The sequence below is a fragment of the Sphingomonas sp. Leaf10 genome (assembly GCF_001421245.1).
Taxonomy (GTDB): domain Bacteria; phylum Pseudomonadota; class Alphaproteobacteria; order Sphingomonadales; family Sphingomonadaceae; genus Sphingomonas.
In genome coordinates, this window is the sequence record NZ_LMKE01000010.1 from 48486 (window position 1) to 63359 (window position 14874).

The 14874-nt window shown below is 66.5% G+C and carries 14 protein-coding genes; 7 read left to right on the forward strand and 7 right to left on the reverse strand.

Features of this window, described 5'->3' with window-relative positions:
* Nucleotides 1-25: 25 nt before the first annotated feature.
* The 4 genes from ASE59_RS09365 to ASE59_RS09380 all read right to left on the reverse strand — a co-directional run bounded on the left by ASE59_RS09365 (nt 26) and on the right by ASE59_RS09380 (nt 3182).
* A complete protein-coding gene (locus tag ASE59_RS09365; protein ID WP_056455405.1) occupies nt 26-994 on the reverse strand; it encodes a beta-ketoacyl-ACP synthase III in 969 nt (322 codons plus the stop codon).
* A complete protein-coding gene (gene plsX / locus ASE59_RS09370) occupies nt 991-2022 on the reverse strand; it encodes a phosphate acyltransferase PlsX (protein ID WP_056455407.1) in 1032 nt (343 codons plus the stop codon). Before plsX ends, ASE59_RS09365 begins: the two co-directional genes overlap by 4 nt.
* 26 nt (nt 2023-2048) lie before the next feature.
* The gene (gene rpmF, locus ASE59_RS09375) at nt 2049-2228 is read right to left on the reverse strand and encodes a 50S ribosomal protein L32 (protein ID WP_055762192.1); all 180 of its coding nucleotides are present in this window, start codon (nt 2226-2228) and stop codon (nt 2049-2051) included.
* Nucleotides 2229-2519: 291 nt separating this feature from the next.
* Complete coding sequence (locus ASE59_RS09380; protein ID WP_056455409.1) at nt 2520-3182, reverse strand: MBL fold metallo-hydrolase; 663 nt, start codon at nt 3180-3182, stop codon at nt 2520-2522.
* Between the two features lie 84 nt (nt 3183-3266).
* Between ASE59_RS09380 and pabB the strand changes: the two genes are divergently transcribed.
* The 5 genes from pabB (at nt 3267) to msrA (ending at nt 8538) form a co-directional block, all read left to right on the forward strand.
* Nucleotides 3267-5027, forward strand: a complete 1761-nt coding sequence (gene pabB / locus ASE59_RS09385) for an aminodeoxychorismate synthase component I (protein WP_056455411.1) — start codon at nt 3267-3269, stop codon at nt 5025-5027.
* A 38-nt stretch (nt 5028-5065) separates the two neighbouring features.
* Nucleotides 5066-6265, forward strand: coding sequence for a pyridoxal phosphate-dependent aminotransferase (locus tag ASE59_RS09390; protein WP_056455413.1), 1200 nt, complete (start codon nt 5066-5068; stop codon nt 6263-6265).
* An 88-nt stretch (nt 6266-6353) separates the two neighbouring features.
* The gene (locus ASE59_RS09395; protein ID WP_056455415.1) at nt 6354-7460 is read left to right on the forward strand and encodes a GGDEF domain-containing protein; all 1107 of its coding nucleotides are present in this window, start codon (nt 6354-6356) and stop codon (nt 7458-7460) included.
* 214 nt (nt 7461-7674) lie between these two features.
* On the forward strand, nt 7675-7821 hold the full coding sequence (locus tag ASE59_RS19655; RefSeq protein WP_156359986.1) for a hypothetical protein: 147 nt from the start codon (nt 7675-7677) through the stop codon (nt 7819-7821).
* Nucleotides 7822-7881: 60 nt separating this feature from the next.
* Nucleotides 7882-8538 carry a peptide-methionine (S)-S-oxide reductase MsrA gene (msrA, locus tag ASE59_RS09400; protein ID WP_056455416.1) on the forward strand — a complete coding sequence of 219 codons (657 nt, stop codon included), beginning with the start codon at nt 7882-7884 and terminating at the stop codon, nt 8536-8538.
* A 176-nt stretch (nt 8539-8714) separates the two neighbouring features.
* Here msrA and ASE59_RS09405 read toward each other — a convergent pair whose 3' ends face one another.
* Nucleotides 8715-9113: a DUF1489 family protein gene (locus tag ASE59_RS09405; protein ID WP_056455418.1), complete on the reverse strand. Its 399-nt coding sequence runs from the start codon at nt 9111-9113 to the stop codon at nt 8715-8717.
* 45 nt (nt 9114-9158) lie between these two features.
* Nucleotides 9159-10550: a magnesium transporter gene (mgtE, locus tag ASE59_RS09410; protein WP_056455420.1), complete on the reverse strand. Its 1392-nt coding sequence runs from the start codon at nt 10548-10550 to the stop codon at nt 9159-9161.
* A 124-nt stretch (nt 10551-10674) separates the two neighbouring features.
* Between mgtE and ASE59_RS09415 the strand changes: the two genes are divergently transcribed.
* Nucleotides 10675-11136: a peptidylprolyl isomerase gene (locus ASE59_RS09415; RefSeq protein ID WP_056455422.1), complete on the forward strand. Its 462-nt coding sequence runs from the start codon at nt 10675-10677 to the stop codon at nt 11134-11136.
* A gap of 241 nt (nt 11137-11377) precedes the next feature.
* Here ASE59_RS09415 and ASE59_RS09420 read toward each other — a convergent pair whose 3' ends face one another.
* On the reverse strand, nt 11378-12265 hold the full coding sequence (locus ASE59_RS09420; protein WP_056455424.1) for a LysR substrate-binding domain-containing protein: 888 nt from the start codon (nt 12263-12265) through the stop codon (nt 11378-11380).
* A gap of 282 nt (nt 12266-12547) precedes the next feature.
* Here ASE59_RS09420 and ASE59_RS09425 point away from each other — a divergent pair, with 282 nt between their 5' ends.
* Entirely contained in the window at nt 12548-14836 is a 2289-nt protein-coding gene (locus ASE59_RS09425) for a CDC48 family AAA ATPase (protein ID WP_056455426.1), read from the forward strand.
* The last annotated feature ends 38 nt before the right edge of the window (nt 14837-14874 follow it).

Here is a 14874-nt window from a genome sequence, read left to right on the forward strand (position 1 = left end):
ACGAAGATTCAAAAATACTAAAGGATTACCAACGCACTACGGCGGCGCCCCATGTAAAGCCACCCCCCATCGCCTCCAGTACGACGATGTCGCCCGGCTGGATGCGTCCGTCGCGCGTCGCGACGTCCAGGGCGAGCGGGACCGAGGCGGCCGATGTGTTGGCGTGGATGTCGACCGTCACCACGACCTTTTCGGGCGCGAGGCCCAGCTTGCGCGCGGTCGCATCGAGGATGCGGGCATTGGCCTGATGCGGCACGACCCAGTCGACATCGTCGGCGGTCAGTCCCGCGAGTTCCAGCGATTCGCCCATGACGCTGGCAAGGTTGACCACCGCATGGCGGAACACTTCCTTGCCCTTCATGCGCAGCTTGCCGACGGTGCCGGTCGTCGACGGACCGCCATCGACATAGAGCAGGCCGTTGTGGCGGCCATCGGCATGCAGGCGGGTGGCGAGGATGCCTTGCGGCTTTTCGCCGTCGGTGTCGCGTCCCTCCAGCACGATTGCGCCCGCGCCATCGCCGAACAGGACGCAGGTCGTGCGGTCTTCCCAGTCGAGCAGGCGACTGAAGGTTTCGGCGCCGATCACCAGCGCGCGCCGGTGAATACCGGTGCGCAACATCGCATCGGCGACCTGTACCGCATAGAGAAAGCCCGAGCACACCGCCGCCACGTCGAACGCGACGCAGTCGTTGATGCCGAGCATCGCCTGCACCTTGGTCGCGGTCGCGGGGAAGGTCTGGTCGGGGGTGGCGGTCGCCAGCACGATCAGGTCGATCGCCTGCGCCTCGATGCCAGCGGCGGCAATCGCCGCGCGCGCGGCATCGGCGGCGAGCGTCGCCGTCGTCTCATGCTCGGCGGCGATGTGGCGGAAGCGGATGCCGGTCCGCTCGACGATCCATTCGTCGGAAGTGTCGACGCGCTCCGCCAGTTCGGCGTTCGACACGCGCTGCGCCGGCAGCGCCGAACCGGTGCCGGTGACGACCGAACGGATCATGCCGCGCGCGCCTCAATCGCCGCCAGATCGCTGGCGATGCTGCGGGTCAGGTCGTCGCGAACCATCTTGGCCGCGACCTGGATCGCGTTCGACACGCCGGCCTCGTTCGCGCTGCCATGGCTTTTGACCACCAGCCCGTTGAGGCCGAGGAAGACCGCGCCATTATGGTTATTGGGATCGAGGTGATGGCGCAGCAATTCGGTCGCCGGGCGCGAGATCAGGAACCCGATCTTCGACCGGATCGACGAGCGGAAGGCGCGCTTGAGCAGATCGGCGACGAATCGCGCGGTGCCCTCGGCGGTCTTCAGCGCGATATTGCCCGAGAAACCGTCGCACACGACGACATCGACCTGTCCGCGCGACAGGCGATCACCCTCGATATAGCCCGAAAAGGTCATCGGCAGATGCGGCGAGGCACGCAGGATCGCTGCCGCCTCGCGGACGCTGTCGATGCCCTTCAGCTCCTCGGTGCCGATGTTCAGCAACGCGACGCGGGGCGATTCGAGGTCGAGCGCGGTGCGGGCATAGGCTGCGCCCATCACCGCGAACTGGACGAGGTTGCGCGCATCGCACTCGGCATTGGCGCCGAGGTCGAGCATGACGAGGTCGTTGTCGCCAAGGCTGGGCAGCAGCGCCGCCAGTGCCGGGCGATCGATGCCCGGCATGGTGCGCAGCGCCAGCTTCGCCATCGCCATCAGTGCGCCGGTATTGCCCGCCGACACCGCGGCGGCGGCACGGCCCTGCTTTACCAGGCCGATGGCGACGCCCATCGACGTCGTCTTGGCCCGGCGGATCGCCTGGCTGGGCTTGTCCGACGATCCGACGACTTCGGGGGCGTGGACGATTTCCGACGCGGCGGACAGGTTGGGGTGTGATTCGAGCCCCGCACGAATCGCCGCTTCGTCCCCGACCAGCAGGAACCGCATCGATTCGTGGCGGCGTCGCGCATGTGCGACGCCCGCCAGCATGGTGGCAAGCCCTTCGTCACCGCCCATCGCATCGATGGCGATCCAGGACCCGTCGGCCATGCGTGCTTCCCTGTCCGGTCCGGCGGTTACGCTTCGACCGAGACGACTTCGCGACCGTTATAATGGCCGCACGCGTTGCACAGATTGTGCGGACGCTTGAGTTCGCCGCAATTCGGGCATTCCTGGAACGACTCGACGCTCAGCGAATCGTGGCTGCGACGCATACCGCGCTTGGAGGGCGAGGTCTTTCTCTTGGGAACTGCCATTTCGGCACCTTTATAACTTGGGTATCACTTGGTTTCGCCACCAACTGACGACGCGGCCCAGGCAAGTGCCCGACCGCTTTTCGCGACCGGCGACCCGCCGGACCGGCAGACAGGCTGGTCGCGAAGCGAACCGCGCCTATAGCGTTTTCGCGCGGCGTTGCAAGGGAGAAGGCGAAGGCCGCTTCCATCCGCTGCGTCGTCCCCGCGCAGGCGGGGACCCATAGCCGCCGACGTCTATGCACGATCCGTGACGGTAGCGGCAATGGATTCCCGCCTGCGCGGGAATGACGATCAATGGCTCGACAACGCCGCATCCCCGACGAACGGATTCGTCGCGCGTTCGTGGCCGAAGGTGCTGCCCGGACCATGGCCGGGTACGAACGCCACGTCGTCGCCCAGCGGCCATAGCTTGGTCACGACCGAATCGATCAGCGCCTGCGTATCCGAGAGCGGAAAGTCGGTGCGGCCGATCGATCCCTGGAACAGCACGTCGCCGACCAGTGCGAACTTGGCGTCTTCATGGTGGAAGATCACATGGCCCGGCGTATGGCCGGGGGTCTCGTACACGGCAAAGCTCGCCTCGCCGACCGTCACCGTGTCGCCCTCGACCAGCCAGCGGTCGGGTTCGAACGGCACGCCGCGCAGGCCCCAGCGTTTGCCGTCCTCATCCAGCCGCGCGATCCAGAATCGGTCGGCCTCATGCGGTCCCTCGATCGGTACGCCCAGTTGTTCGGCCAGCGGCTTGGCCTCGCCGCAATGGTCGATATGGCCGTGGGTCAGCAGGATCTTTTCGATTCGCACGCCGTGCTGCTCGGCGGCGGCGATCAGGCGCGGAAGGTCGCCGCCGGGATCGACGAACGCGCCGCGCATCGTCTTTGTACACCACAGCAACGTGCAATTCTGCTGGAGCGGGGTCACCGGAATGATCGCCGCGCGGATCGGGGATGGGGTCATGGCCGTGCCTTACCGCCGAAAGCCGTAACGACAAAGCGCGGTTCGGCGCTTGCTCCGCGCCTCGGCAAGCGGCAAGCGTGGGCGATGTTCGATACGACCCGGCCTTTCGTGCTGTTCGACAATGCCCGGTCGGGCGGTTCGGCAAAGCTGTATCAGGCACCGATCCGGATCATTCGCGCGGATCGCGTCGAGGAGGTGCCGTCGGCACTGGCCGAATTATCGACCGCGATCGGCGAAGGTGCGTCGGTCGCGGGCTATCTGCAATATGAAGCCGGTGCGGCGCTGGTACCGGGGCTGCACGCGCGGAGCGGGAATGCGCCGCTGCTGTGGTTCGGTGTGTTCGAGATGGCCGACGCGGTCGACGTCGTCGCGGCATTGCCCGACCCGGCCGGCGCGTGGATCGGTGAAGTCGAGCCGGCGATCGATGCCGATCGCTATGCCGCGCAGTGCAACCGCGTCCTCGACCTGATCGCGGCGGGCGATATCTATCAGGCGAACCTGACCTTCGGGGCGCAGGTGCCGGTCGCGGGCCATCCGCTGGCGCTCTACGCCGCAATCCGGCCGCGCGCGGCGGCGGGGCATGGCGCGGTGGTGTGGACCGGCGAGGACTGGATCCTGTCCTTATCACCCGAACTGTTCTTCGCGGTCGACGGGCGGCGGATCGTAACGCGGCCGATGAAGGGCACGGCGGCACGCGATCCCGATCCGGTGCGCGATGCCGCCGCGGCGCGCGACCTTGCCACCGATCCCAAGCAGCGCGCCGAAAATCTGATGATCGTCGACCTGATGCGCAACGACCTGTCGCGGGTCAGTGTCGCGGGCAGCGTGCGCGTGCCCGAGCGATTCGTCGTCGAAACCTATCCCAGCATCCACCAGCTGGTGTCGTCGGTCACCGCCGAGTTGCTGCCGACGAAGAATGCGGTCGATGCGCTGGCGGCGCTGTTCCCCTGCGGGTCGATCACCGGCGCGCCCAAGAAGCGGGCGATGGAGGCGATCGACGGGATCGAGGGTCGCGCGCGCGGCATTTATACCGGCGCGATCGGCTGGATCGACGGTGGGGGCGACGCATCGTTCAACGTCGCGATCCGCACGCTGCACCTCCGGCCCGGTGCCGCGCAGGCGACACTGGGTCTGGGATCGGGGATCGTCGCCGATTCGCGCCCGCCCGAGGAATGGTGCGAATGTCTGGCCAAGGCGCGGTTCCTCGACGTGCCGCAGCCGCGGTTCGATCTTGTCGAGACGATGGCGTTCGATCCGCTGGACGGCATCGCGCTGCTCGAAGGACATATCGCCCGCCTGACGGAAAGTGCGCGGCGGCTGGGTTTCGCGTTCGATCGGCATGCGACGCGCAACGAATTGCAGGCGGCGACCTTCCGCCTGCGTCATCCGTCGCGCATCCGGTTGCTGCTGTCGCGATCGGGGGCGATCGCGGTCGATGTGACGCCGTTGCCGACGCCGCCCGCCGGGCCGGTGCCGGTGGCGGTCGCCCCGCTGCCACTCGCCGCCACCGACCTGCGTATCGCGCACAAGACCAGCGACCGGCGCTTCTGGCCCGCACCGCCACCGGGCTGTTTCGAAACGATCTTCACCCGCCCCGATGGCGAGGTGACCGAGGGCAGCTTCACCTCGGTCTTCGTCCGGGCGCAGGAGGGCGGGCAGCTGCTGACGCCGCCGATCGACCGGGGATTGTTGCCGGGCGTGCTGCGCGCCGAACTGATCGCACGTGGCGAAGCCGTCGAAATGCCGTTGACGCTGGCCGATCTTGCGCAAGGATTTTACATCGGCAACGCGGTTCGCGGATTGATCCATGCGCGGCTGGTTGCGGAGGGGGAACGGGGCGGCTAAGGGCGCGGCACCTGTTCCTTCTCAGCATCGGACGTCCCATGAAGCCCTCCGCCGCGCTCGACCGCATCAATCCGTCGCCGACCCTCGCCATCACGTCGAAGGTGCTCGAACTGAAGCGGCAGGGCGTCGACGTGATCGGGCTGGGTGCCGGCGAACCCGATTTCGACACGCCCGATTTCGTCAAGGACGCCGCGATCGAGGCGATCCGCGCGGGCAAGACGAAATACACCAACGTCGACGGTACCGCCGAGCTGAAGGACGCGATCATCGCGAAGTTCAGCCGTGACAACGGCCTGACCTATGCCGCGAACCAGATCAGCGTGAATGTCGGCGGCAAGCACACGCTGTTTAACGCGCTGGTCGCGACGGTCGATGCCGGCGACGAGGTGATCGTGCCGGCGCCGTACTGGGTCAGCTACCCCGATGTCGTGCAGTTCGCGGGCGGCACGCCGGTGTTCATCGCGGCGGGTGCCGACCAGAAGTACAAGATCACGCCCGAGCAGCTGGACGCGGCGATCACCGAACGCACGAAGTGGGTGATCCTGAATTCGCCGTCCAACCCGACAGGGGCAGGCTATACCCGCGCCGAACTGCGCGAGCTGGGCAAGGTGCTGGAACGGCATCCGCATGTCTGGATCTTCGCCGACGATATGTACGAACACATCGTCTATCCCGGCTTCGAATTCGCGACGATGGCGCAAGTGAACCCGACGCTGTACGATCGCACGCTGACCGTGAACGGTTGTTCGAAGGCCTATGCGATGACCGGCTGGCGCATCGGTTACGCTGCCGGCGCGGCATGGCTGATCAAGGCGATGGCCAAGTTGCAGTCGCAATCGACCAGCAACCCATGTTCGATCGCACAGGCCGCCGCCGTCGCCGCGCTGAACGGCGACCAGTCGTTCCTGGCGGAGCGTAACGCCGCGTTCCAGCGTCGCCGCGACCTGGTCGTCGCCGAACTGAACGCGATCGACGGCGTGACCTGCCCGACGCCCGAAGGCGCCTTCTATGTCTATCCCGACCTGTCGGGACTGATCGGCAAATCGACGCCGGGCGGCAAGCGGATCGAAACCGACGAGGATTTCGTCGGCTATCTGCTGGATGACGCCAAGGTCGCGGCGGTGCAGGGGGCGGCGTTCGGGCTCTCGCCAGCGATGCGGATCAGCTACGCGACGTCCGACGAACTGCTGCGCGAGGCTTGTGCACGTATTCGTACCGCTTGTGCTGCTTTGAAGTAAGTCTGTAGTATAAACGGACTATTAGGCCGTCCTCGTCTATTGCGGGACCGTTCGCGATAGTGAGGATGGTTTGCTCGATCTTTCCACGATGTACGTCCTGGTTGCGCTGGCATCGATCGTTGCCGGCGTCATCCATGTCGTGCCGTGGGCAACCGGGCGATTCGATTCATGGGCGGCATGGTGGGGGTTCGGGCATATCCTGCTCGGCATCACCGCCGGGGCCGCCGTGGTGCGCGAAATGGGCGGGGGCGACTATATCGTCTGGTTGGGCAACCCGCTGGCGGTGGTCGCCTATGCCGCGATCTTCATTGGGCTGCGGACCTTCGCCTATCCGGACAGTAGCAACCGGCTGATCCTCGCCGCGGCGCTGGTCGCCGCGATCCCGTTGTTCTTTTCGGTCGATATCGCCGAACTCGGCTTCCGGGTCGGCTATCTCAGCAGCCTGCGGGCGCTGTTCGATCTGGCCATCACGCTGATCGCGATCCGGCTGGCGCGGCGCGAATCGCTGCATACCGCATGGATCGTCGTCGCGCTGTTCGCGCCGACCGTGCTGTTGTTCGTTGCGCGCGCCTTGTCGGCGTTCAACGGCGATATCGGCACCAGCCTGACCGGGCTGAAATACGGCTTGGCGGCGTGGCTGACGGTGCTGCCGATCTCGTTCATCCTGTTTCGCGGCGTGTCGCTGCTGACGATGGATGCCGAGCGCGGGCATCAGCTGCTCTCGGCGCTGCTGGAGCGCGATCCGCTGACCGACGCGCTCAACCGCGCCGGATTCGACCGGCGGCGGGCGACGTGGCGGGGGGAGGGCGCGGTGCTGATGATCGACCTCGACCAGTTCAAACCGCTCAACGATCGCTGCGGCCATGCCGCGGGCGATGCGGCGCTGGTCGCGCTGGTCCGCGCGACGTCGGCGGCGCTGCCCAACGGGGCATCGGTATTTCGCTGGGGTGGGGACGAATTCGTCTGCGTCCTGCCCGGCGCATATCGGGCGGGGGCGGATGCCACCGCCGCCGCCATCGCGGTGCGCTATGCCGATGCGATGGCCGCGATCGCCCCGCCCGACCTGCCGGTCACGCTCAGCATCGGTCGCGCGACCGGCTCGCTCGACCGGATCGCCGACCTGATCGTCGAGGCCGACCTCGACATGTATGCCGTCAAGCAGCGCAACCGGGACGCAAGCCGCAGCATCGCATAGGCAACGCAGCGTTGCCGAAACGGACCCCTCCGCACCCTTGATTTCGCACTCGCAACATGGTTGAGGCTGTGCAGGAGATGAACGGACGCGCCAGCGTCGGTTCACCGCCAGCAACTATATCTTGCCGCTGAACGAACGGGTCGTCCGCCGCGATGGCGATCGACCCGCTGCCGTGCGCCATCCGGGCGTTCGGTCCGGCAAGAGGATGAGGCAGATGACAAGCAAGCGCACCGGTTTCCTTCGCCATTTCATCAGCGGCTTCGCACTGGGCGCGGTCGCGCTCGTCGCGGTACAGGTCGCGGCGCCGAGCGATGCGAAGTCGGTCCGTTCCGCACCGGCGGTCGTCGAACGCATCGGTTGATCTGGCGGGGCGCCCGGCCGCCCCCCATCTCCGGTCGGTTCGTCCGTCGAGGAACCGATCATGAAGTCCCTGCTGCCCCTGTCGATCGTCGCGATCGGTATCGCCGCCGCGCTGTCGATCCCGGCCGCCACCGCCGAACGCGCGGTGCCGGTCCCTTTCATCGCCACTGATGCGCCGCCGACCCCCGGTCTGGCCACCGCCGTGCTGGCGGGCGGCTGTTTCTGGGGCATGGAGGCGGTGTTCGAACGGGTGAAGGGCGTGCAATCGGTCGTCAGCGGCTATGCCGGCGGCACCCGCGCCACCGCGACCTACGACCAGGTATCGACCGAACGCACCGGCCATGCCGAGGCGATCCGGATTACCTACGACCCGCGCGTCGTCAGCTATGGCACGTTGCTGCGGCTCTATTTCTCGGTCGCGCACGATCCGACGCAGGTCGACGGGCAATATCCCGATCGCGGCCCCAGCTATCGCTCGGCGATCTTTCCGCAGACCCCGGCACAGGCGACGGTCGCGCGACGCTATATCGCGCAACTGACGCAGGCGAAGGCGTTTCCGAAACCGATCGCCACGAAGGTCGAAACCGGCGCCTTCTACCCGGCCGAAGCCTATCATCAGGACTTCGCCCGGCGGAACCCGACACACCCCTACATCGTGCGCTGGGACAAGCCGAAGGTCGCTGTGGCGCGGGCGGCGTATCCGGGGTTGGTTGGGTAGAAGAAGATTCGGTTTCACGCGGAGGCGCGGAGACGCGGAGGAGGTGCGTTCGCTGCAACCGGATCGCGCAGCGATCGATCCCTCCGCTTCCTGTTAGGAGGATGGGGGGTTCCGCTGACGCGGAACGGCCGGGAGCCGAAACCTCGCTCCGCGCCTCCGCTTGAAAACGACCTTCTTTACAGCAACCCCAGCGCCATCAACTCGCCGATCAGGCGCGGCGGCAGTTCGTCCGCGCCAGTGCCCTCTCCACCCAGATCGGCGGGCGCATCGGCCTCCTCCAGATAGCGCCAGCCCTGATGCGCGCGCTTCGGGCGACCCTCGACCAGCACCAGCTTCGGCCCGAGATGGATCGCGACGCGACCACCCTCCGCCTCGCCGAACCCCAGGATCGGGGAGCGCGCGACGAGGCGATGCTTCAGGATCCAGAACAGCGATCCGCCCTCGATCTCGGCGGCGCGCTTGGGCAGATAGCGGGTGGTCAGCGCCCCGCCCTCGGCATGGCGCAACGCCAGCCGGTCGGCGAGTTGTTCGACCGATTCGATGGCGAAGGCGACTTTGGTCAGATGCAGCGGCACGCGACCCAGATGGGAAGCGCGTGCGTGCACCTCAACCGCCCAATCTCAGCCAGTAAGTCCGCTCACGGTCGCAAGCCCCAGGAAAACCAGGAAGCCCATCGAATCGGTGGTCATCGTCACGAAGATCGACGACGCGACCGCCGGGTCGGCATTGAACCGGTCGAGCGTCAGCGGCACGAACACCCCGGCGAAACCAGCGATGACGACGTTGAGCAGCATCGCCGTGCCGATGACGGCACCCAGCCCCGGATTGGCGAACCACAGCGTCACGCCGATGCCGATCAGCGCGGCGACCGTCGCACCGTTCATCAGCGCGATCACCATCTCGCGGCGGATCGCGCGCAACGTGTTCGACTGGGTCAGCTGATTGGTGGCGAGCGCGCGGACGGTGACCGCCATCGTCTGTGTCCCCGCATTGCCGCCAAGGCCGGCGACGATCGGCATCAGCGCGGCCAGCGTCACCATCTTGTCGATCGTCGCGCCGAACGCGCCGATGATCGTCGCCGGCAGCAAGGCGGTGATGAGGTTGGTGATGAGCCAGCGCACCCGCGCCTTGTACGAATCGCGGATCGGTTCGTTGATGTCGCCTTCGCCCGCACCCGAGAGCAGCAGCGCGTCCTCGCCCGCCTCCGCCTGGATGATGTGGACGACGTCGTCGACGGTAATCATGCCGACCAGCCGCCCGCTGCCGTCGACGACCGCGGCGGAGATCAGCGCGTATTTCTGGAAACGGAGCGCGACTTCTTCCTGGTCCATGTCGACCGGGATCAACGTCTGTTCGCGCGCCATCACGTCGCCGATCGCGACGTCGCGCGGCGTGCGGAGGATCCATGACAACTGGCAGGTGCCGATCGGCTTGTGCGCCGGATCGACCACGAAGATTTCCCAGAAATCGGTGGTCAATACTTCGTCGGCGCGCAGGTAATCGAGCGCGTCGCCGACGGTCCAGTGTTCGGGCACCGCGACCAGCTCACGCTGCATCAGGCGGCCGGCGGATTCCTCCGGGTAGGACAGCGCCTCCTCGATCGCGGCACGATCGTCGGGGTCGAGCGCGCGGAGCACTGCGCGCTGCTCGGCGTCGTCGAGATCCTCGATGATCGCGACCGCGTCGTCGGTGTCGAGTTGTGCCGCCAGATCGGCGACCTGCGTCGCGGTCAGCGCGTCGATGACGGCGTCGCGCACCCAGTCGTTCATTTCGGCGAGCACGTCGCCGTTCAGCCGTTCGGCGATCGCCGCCGCCAGTGCCGCGCGCTGTTCGCCCGGCACCAGTTCGAACAGGTCGGCAAGGTCGGCGGGGTGGAGCGGCTCGACCAGCTCGCGCGCAGCTTCGTCATCGCCGCGATCGACCGCTTCGCAAACGGCGCGGACGAATTCGGGCTTCAGCCGGTCATCCTCGTCCAGTTCGCTGGTCGTGTCGGGAAGGTCGAGTTCGGTCATGGGTGCAACCCTCCTGCCACGTGCGTCGCAACGCTGTAGCCATGCTGCACCGCCGTGCAAACCCTGTGCGGTTGCCAGTGCCCCTTCGGCACCCTAGCTAGGCGCGACTTTCAAGGAGCTTCCAATGGCCGATACCCCCAGCACGCTCGTGATGACGCTCGATACGGGCGAAGTGCGCATCAAGCTGCGCCCCGATCTGGCGCCGAACCATGTCGAACGCATCGTCAAGCTCGCCGATTCGGGCTTTTATGATGGCGTGGTGTTCCACCGCGTGATCGACGGCTTCATGGCGCAGGGTGGCGACGGCGGTCGCGGCGACGGCACCGGCGGGTCGAAGGAGCCGAACCTGAAGCAGGAGTTCAACGCCGAACCGCATGTGCGTGGCGTGTGTTCGATGGCGCGGACGATGGACCCGAACTCGGCCAACAGCCAGTTCTTCATTTGCCTCGACGATGCGACCTTCCTCGACCGGCAGTACACGGTTTGGGGCGTGGTCGAGAGCGGCATGGACGCGGTCGACGCGCTGCCCAAGGGCGAACCGCCGCGCAATCCGGGTAAGATCGTGACGGCGCGCAGCGAGGCGTAAGTCCTATTCGTCATTCCCGCGTAGGCGGGAATCCATAGGCGCTGACGTTCCGGCTCGATCGCAAAAGTCAGCGGTTATGGACCCCCGCCTTCGCGGGGGTGACGATTGCGAACGACCTCTCGTCATCCCGGCGTAGGCCGGGATCCATGGATTGGGGGCGGTTGCGATCGATCGACAACACCCGACACAATGGATTCCGGCTTTCGCCCGAATGACGTCGTGGGTGAGGGTGCGTTGCGCCCTATTCCGCCGGCGCGTTCAGCGCCTGCACCAGCCAGTCATGGAACAGCTTCACCGGCCGCTGCTGCAACATGCGCGGGCGGCAGACGAACCAGTGGCTGTAGGTCGAATCGACCGCCCGATCGAACAGCGGCACCAGCCGGTCGTCGCGCGCCGTTTCGAAATGCGATTCGAGCATGAAGGCGACGCCCAGCCCCTGCGCCGCCGCCTCCAGCATCAGCGTTCCCGAATCGAACCGGTCGATCGCCGCCGGCTCCAGATCGGGCAGGCCGGCGGCATGCATCCAGTCGGCAAAGGTATCGGGCATGTCGCGGTGGATCAGCGCGGTATGCTGTGCCAGCTGCGCCGGATCGGTGATCGGCGACCGCTCGATCAGCGCGCGTCCGGCAATCGCATAGACGCGATTGCGGTCGAGCCGCCGCGCATAGAGCGCCGGGTCGATCGCATGGTCGAGCACGATCGCGACGTCGATCCCTTCGCCCAGCCGCCCGAGGCCGTGATGCGCGGTGTCGAAATCGAGATGCAGTTCGGGATGCTTGTCCTTCAAATCCCCCATGCGCGGCATCAACCGCTGGATGGCGAACAGCGGCAGCACGCCCAACCGCAACCGCAGCACCTCGACCGCGCCCGACATCTGCTCGACCGCATCGGACAACGTGTCGAGCGCGCCCGACAGCAGCGCCAGCAGCCGTTCGCCATCGGCATTCAGCCGCAGCGCCTGATGCCGGCGTTCGAACAGCGGCTTGCCGATGAAGCGCTCCATCGCCTGCACCCGCCGGCTGAGCGCGGGTGAGGACAAGGCGAGTTCGTCGGCGGCGAGCTTGACCGATCCCAGCCGCGCGACGTGCACGAACGCTTCGATGGCGGTGAGTGGGGGAAGGCGACGCATCCGTGTCCCTGATATTTGGTTGCGGTGCGGTACACGCTGCACTGCGATCGTCTCCGTTGCAACCACCGGCACGATTAACCATTGCAGTTTTTGCAATATCGGTTGCCGCGTTCGCACTTGCAACAAACCGTGCCGCACTGCACATAGAGCAGGCCTTTCAGGCATCCTCTCCTAAAAACTTTCCGGCCGGTCCTTTGCGATCGGCCTTTTTTTTCGCCTTGTTGCGGCCGACCTCCCGCCTATCTTCGCCTTTCCAATCGTTCCATCAGGACGGGATAGTGCATGGCGGACAGCGAAACAGGCGGACGACGGTTGCAGGTGGCGAATGCGCGGCCCGAGGATAGCGGGCGCGGCATTGCCCATCTCCCGCGATCGGTCATGGCGCTGCTCGGCATCAACGAGGGCGATGTGGTCGAGATCGTCGGCAAGAAGACGACGCCGGCGCGTGCCATCGCGCCCTATCCGGAGGACGAGGGTCTCGACATCGTTCGCATCGACGGGTTGCAGCGCGCAAATGCCGGCGTCGGTTCGGGCGATCAGGTCGAAGTGCGCAAGGCCGAATCGCGTCCCGCCACCCGGGTTGTTTTTGCGCCCGCCCAGCAGAATTTGCGGCTGCAAGGGTCGTCGAACGCGCTCAAGCGCACCTTTTTCGGGCGGCCGCTGTGTCAGGGCGATATCGTCGCCACCACCGGTCACCAGCGCGTCGACAATCTGTCGCCCAACGTTCGCCGCTATGTGAATGCGCCGGCCTTCTCGCTGCAGGAAATCCGCCTGTTGGTCGTCTCGGCGACGCCCAAGGGGGTGGTGCATATCGACGAATCGACCGAGATCGAGCTGCGGTCGGAATATGAGGAGCCGCGCGAGACGCGCCGCGCCGACGTCACCTATGACGATATCGGCGGCATGGGCCAGACGATCGACCAGTTGCGCGAGATGGTCGAACTGCCGCTGCGCTATCCCGAACTGTTCCAGCGCCTCGGCGTCGATCCTCCCAAGGGGGTGTTGCTGCACGGGCCGCCCGGCACCGGCAAGACCCGGCTCGCGCGCGCCGTCGCCAATGAATCCGACGCCGAATTCTTCCTGATCAACGGTCCCGAGATCATGGGATCGGCCTATGGCGAATCCGAAAAGCGGCTACGCGAGGTGTTCGAGGAAGCGACCAAGGCATCGCCGTCGATCGTGTTCATCGACGAGATCGATTCGATCGCGCCCAAGCGGGGCCAGGTATCGGGCGAGGCGGAGAAGCGGCTGGTTGCGCAGTTGCTGACGCTGATGGACGGGCTGGAGTCCCGCGCCAACATCGTCGTCATCGCTGCGACCAACCGACCCGAGGCGATCGACGAGGCGCTGCGCCGGCCCGGCCGGTTCGATCGTGAGATCGTGGTCGGCGTGCCCGACGAGCGCGGGCGACGTGAGATTCTCGGCATTCACACGCGCGGCATGCCGCTGGCCGACAATGTCGAGCTGGGTGAGCTGTCGCGCACCACCTATGGCTTTGTCGGCGCCGACCTCGCTGCGCTGACCCGCGAGGCAGCGATCGAAGCGGTGCGGCGGATCATGCCGCGCATCGACCTGTCCGAAGGGACGATCCCGCAGGATGTGCTCGACAGCCTGTCGGTCACCCGCGACGATTTCGTCGAGGCGCTGAAGCGGGTGCAGCCAAGCGCGATGCGCGAGGTGATGGTGCAGGCACCGACCGTCCGCTGGGACGATGTCGGCGGCTTGGACGATGCGCAGATGAAGCTGAAGGAAGGGGTCGAACTGCCGCTGAAGTCGCCGGACTCCTTCCGTCGCCTTGGCATCCGGCCGGCCAAGGGCTTCCTGCTCTATGGTCCGCCCGGCACCGGCAAGACGCTGTTGGCAAAGGCGGTGGCGCGCGAGGCGGAGGCGAATTTCATCGCCACCAAATCGAGCGACCTGCTGTCGAAATGGTATGGCGAGAGCGAGCAGCAGATCGCCCGCCTGTTCGCCCGCGCGCGACAGGTGGCACCGACGGTCATCTTCATCGACGAACTCGATTCGCTGGTGCCCGCCCGCGGCGGTGGCCTCGGCGAGCCGCAAGTGACCGAGCGGGTCGTGAACACGATCCTCGCCGAGATGGACGGGCTGGAGGAATTGCAGTCGGTCGTCGTGATCGGTGCGACCAACCGGCCGAACATGGTCGATCCGGCGCTGCTGCGTCCCGGCCGGTTCGACGAGTTGATTTATGTCGGTGTGCCCGACCGGGCGGGGCGCGCGCGCATCCTGGGGATCCAGACACAGAAGATGCCGCTGGCCGAGGACGTCGATCTGGACGTGGTCGCCGGCCGGACCGAACGCTTCACCGGGGCCGATCTGGAGGATGTGGTCCGCCGCGCCGGGCTGTTCGCGCTACGCGAGTCGCTGGAAACGCGCGCGGTGACGATGGCACATTTCGACGCGGCGCTGGGCGAATCGCGCGCCTCGGTGACGCCCGAGATGGAGGAGGAATATCGCGCCATGTCGTCGCGGCTGAAACAGGATGCGCTGTCGATCCAGCCACTTGGCTTCATCGCGCCGGGTATGGTCGAGGGGCGGGGGCCGAAGGGATAGCGGTCGGCGAGCCGTCTTGCCGGTGGCGGGACGGCACC

What these genes read in the sequence shown, in the direction of transcription:
- ASE59_RS09365 (WP_056455405.1), bottom strand. Translation starts at nt 994, where the DNA reads ATGATCCGTTCGGTCGTCACCGGCACCGGTTCGGCGCTGCCGGCGCAG.
- plsX (WP_056455407.1), bottom strand. Translation starts at nt 2,022, where the DNA reads ATGGCCGACGGGTCCTGGATCGCCATCGATGCGATGGGCGGTGACGAA.
- rpmF (WP_055762192.1), bottom strand. Translation starts at nt 2,228, where the DNA reads ATGGCAGTTCCCAAGAGAAAGACCTCGCCCTCCAAGCGCGGTATGCGT.
- ASE59_RS09380 (WP_056455409.1), bottom strand. Translation starts at nt 3,182, where the DNA reads ATGACCCCATCCCCGATCCGCGCGGCGATCATTCCGGTGACCCCGCTC.
- pabB (WP_056455411.1), top strand. Translation starts at nt 3,267, where the DNA reads ATGTTCGATACGACCCGGCCTTTCGTGCTGTTCGACAATGCCCGGTCG.
- ASE59_RS09390 (WP_056455413.1), top strand. Translation starts at nt 5,066, where the DNA reads ATGAAGCCCTCCGCCGCGCTCGACCGCATCAATCCGTCGCCGACCCTC.
- ASE59_RS09395 (WP_056455415.1), top strand. Translation starts at nt 6,354, where the DNA reads ATGTACGTCCTGGTTGCGCTGGCATCGATCGTTGCCGGCGTCATCCAT.
- ASE59_RS19655 (WP_156359986.1), top strand. Translation starts at nt 7,675, where the DNA reads ATGACAAGCAAGCGCACCGGTTTCCTTCGCCATTTCATCAGCGGCTTC.
- msrA (WP_056455416.1), top strand. Translation starts at nt 7,882, where the DNA reads ATGAAGTCCCTGCTGCCCCTGTCGATCGTCGCGATCGGTATCGCCGCC.
- mgtE (WP_056455420.1), bottom strand. Translation starts at nt 10,550, where the DNA reads ATGACCGAACTCGACCTTCCCGACACGACCAGCGAACTGGACGAGGAT.
- ASE59_RS09415 (WP_056455422.1), top strand. Translation starts at nt 10,675, where the DNA reads ATGGCCGATACCCCCAGCACGCTCGTGATGACGCTCGATACGGGCGAA.
- ASE59_RS09420 (WP_056455424.1), bottom strand. Translation starts at nt 12,265, where the DNA reads ATGCGTCGCCTTCCCCCACTCACCGCCATCGAAGCGTTCGTGCACGTC.
- ASE59_RS09425 (WP_056455426.1), top strand. Translation starts at nt 12,548, where the DNA reads ATGGCGGACAGCGAAACAGGCGGACGACGGTTGCAGGTGGCGAATGCG.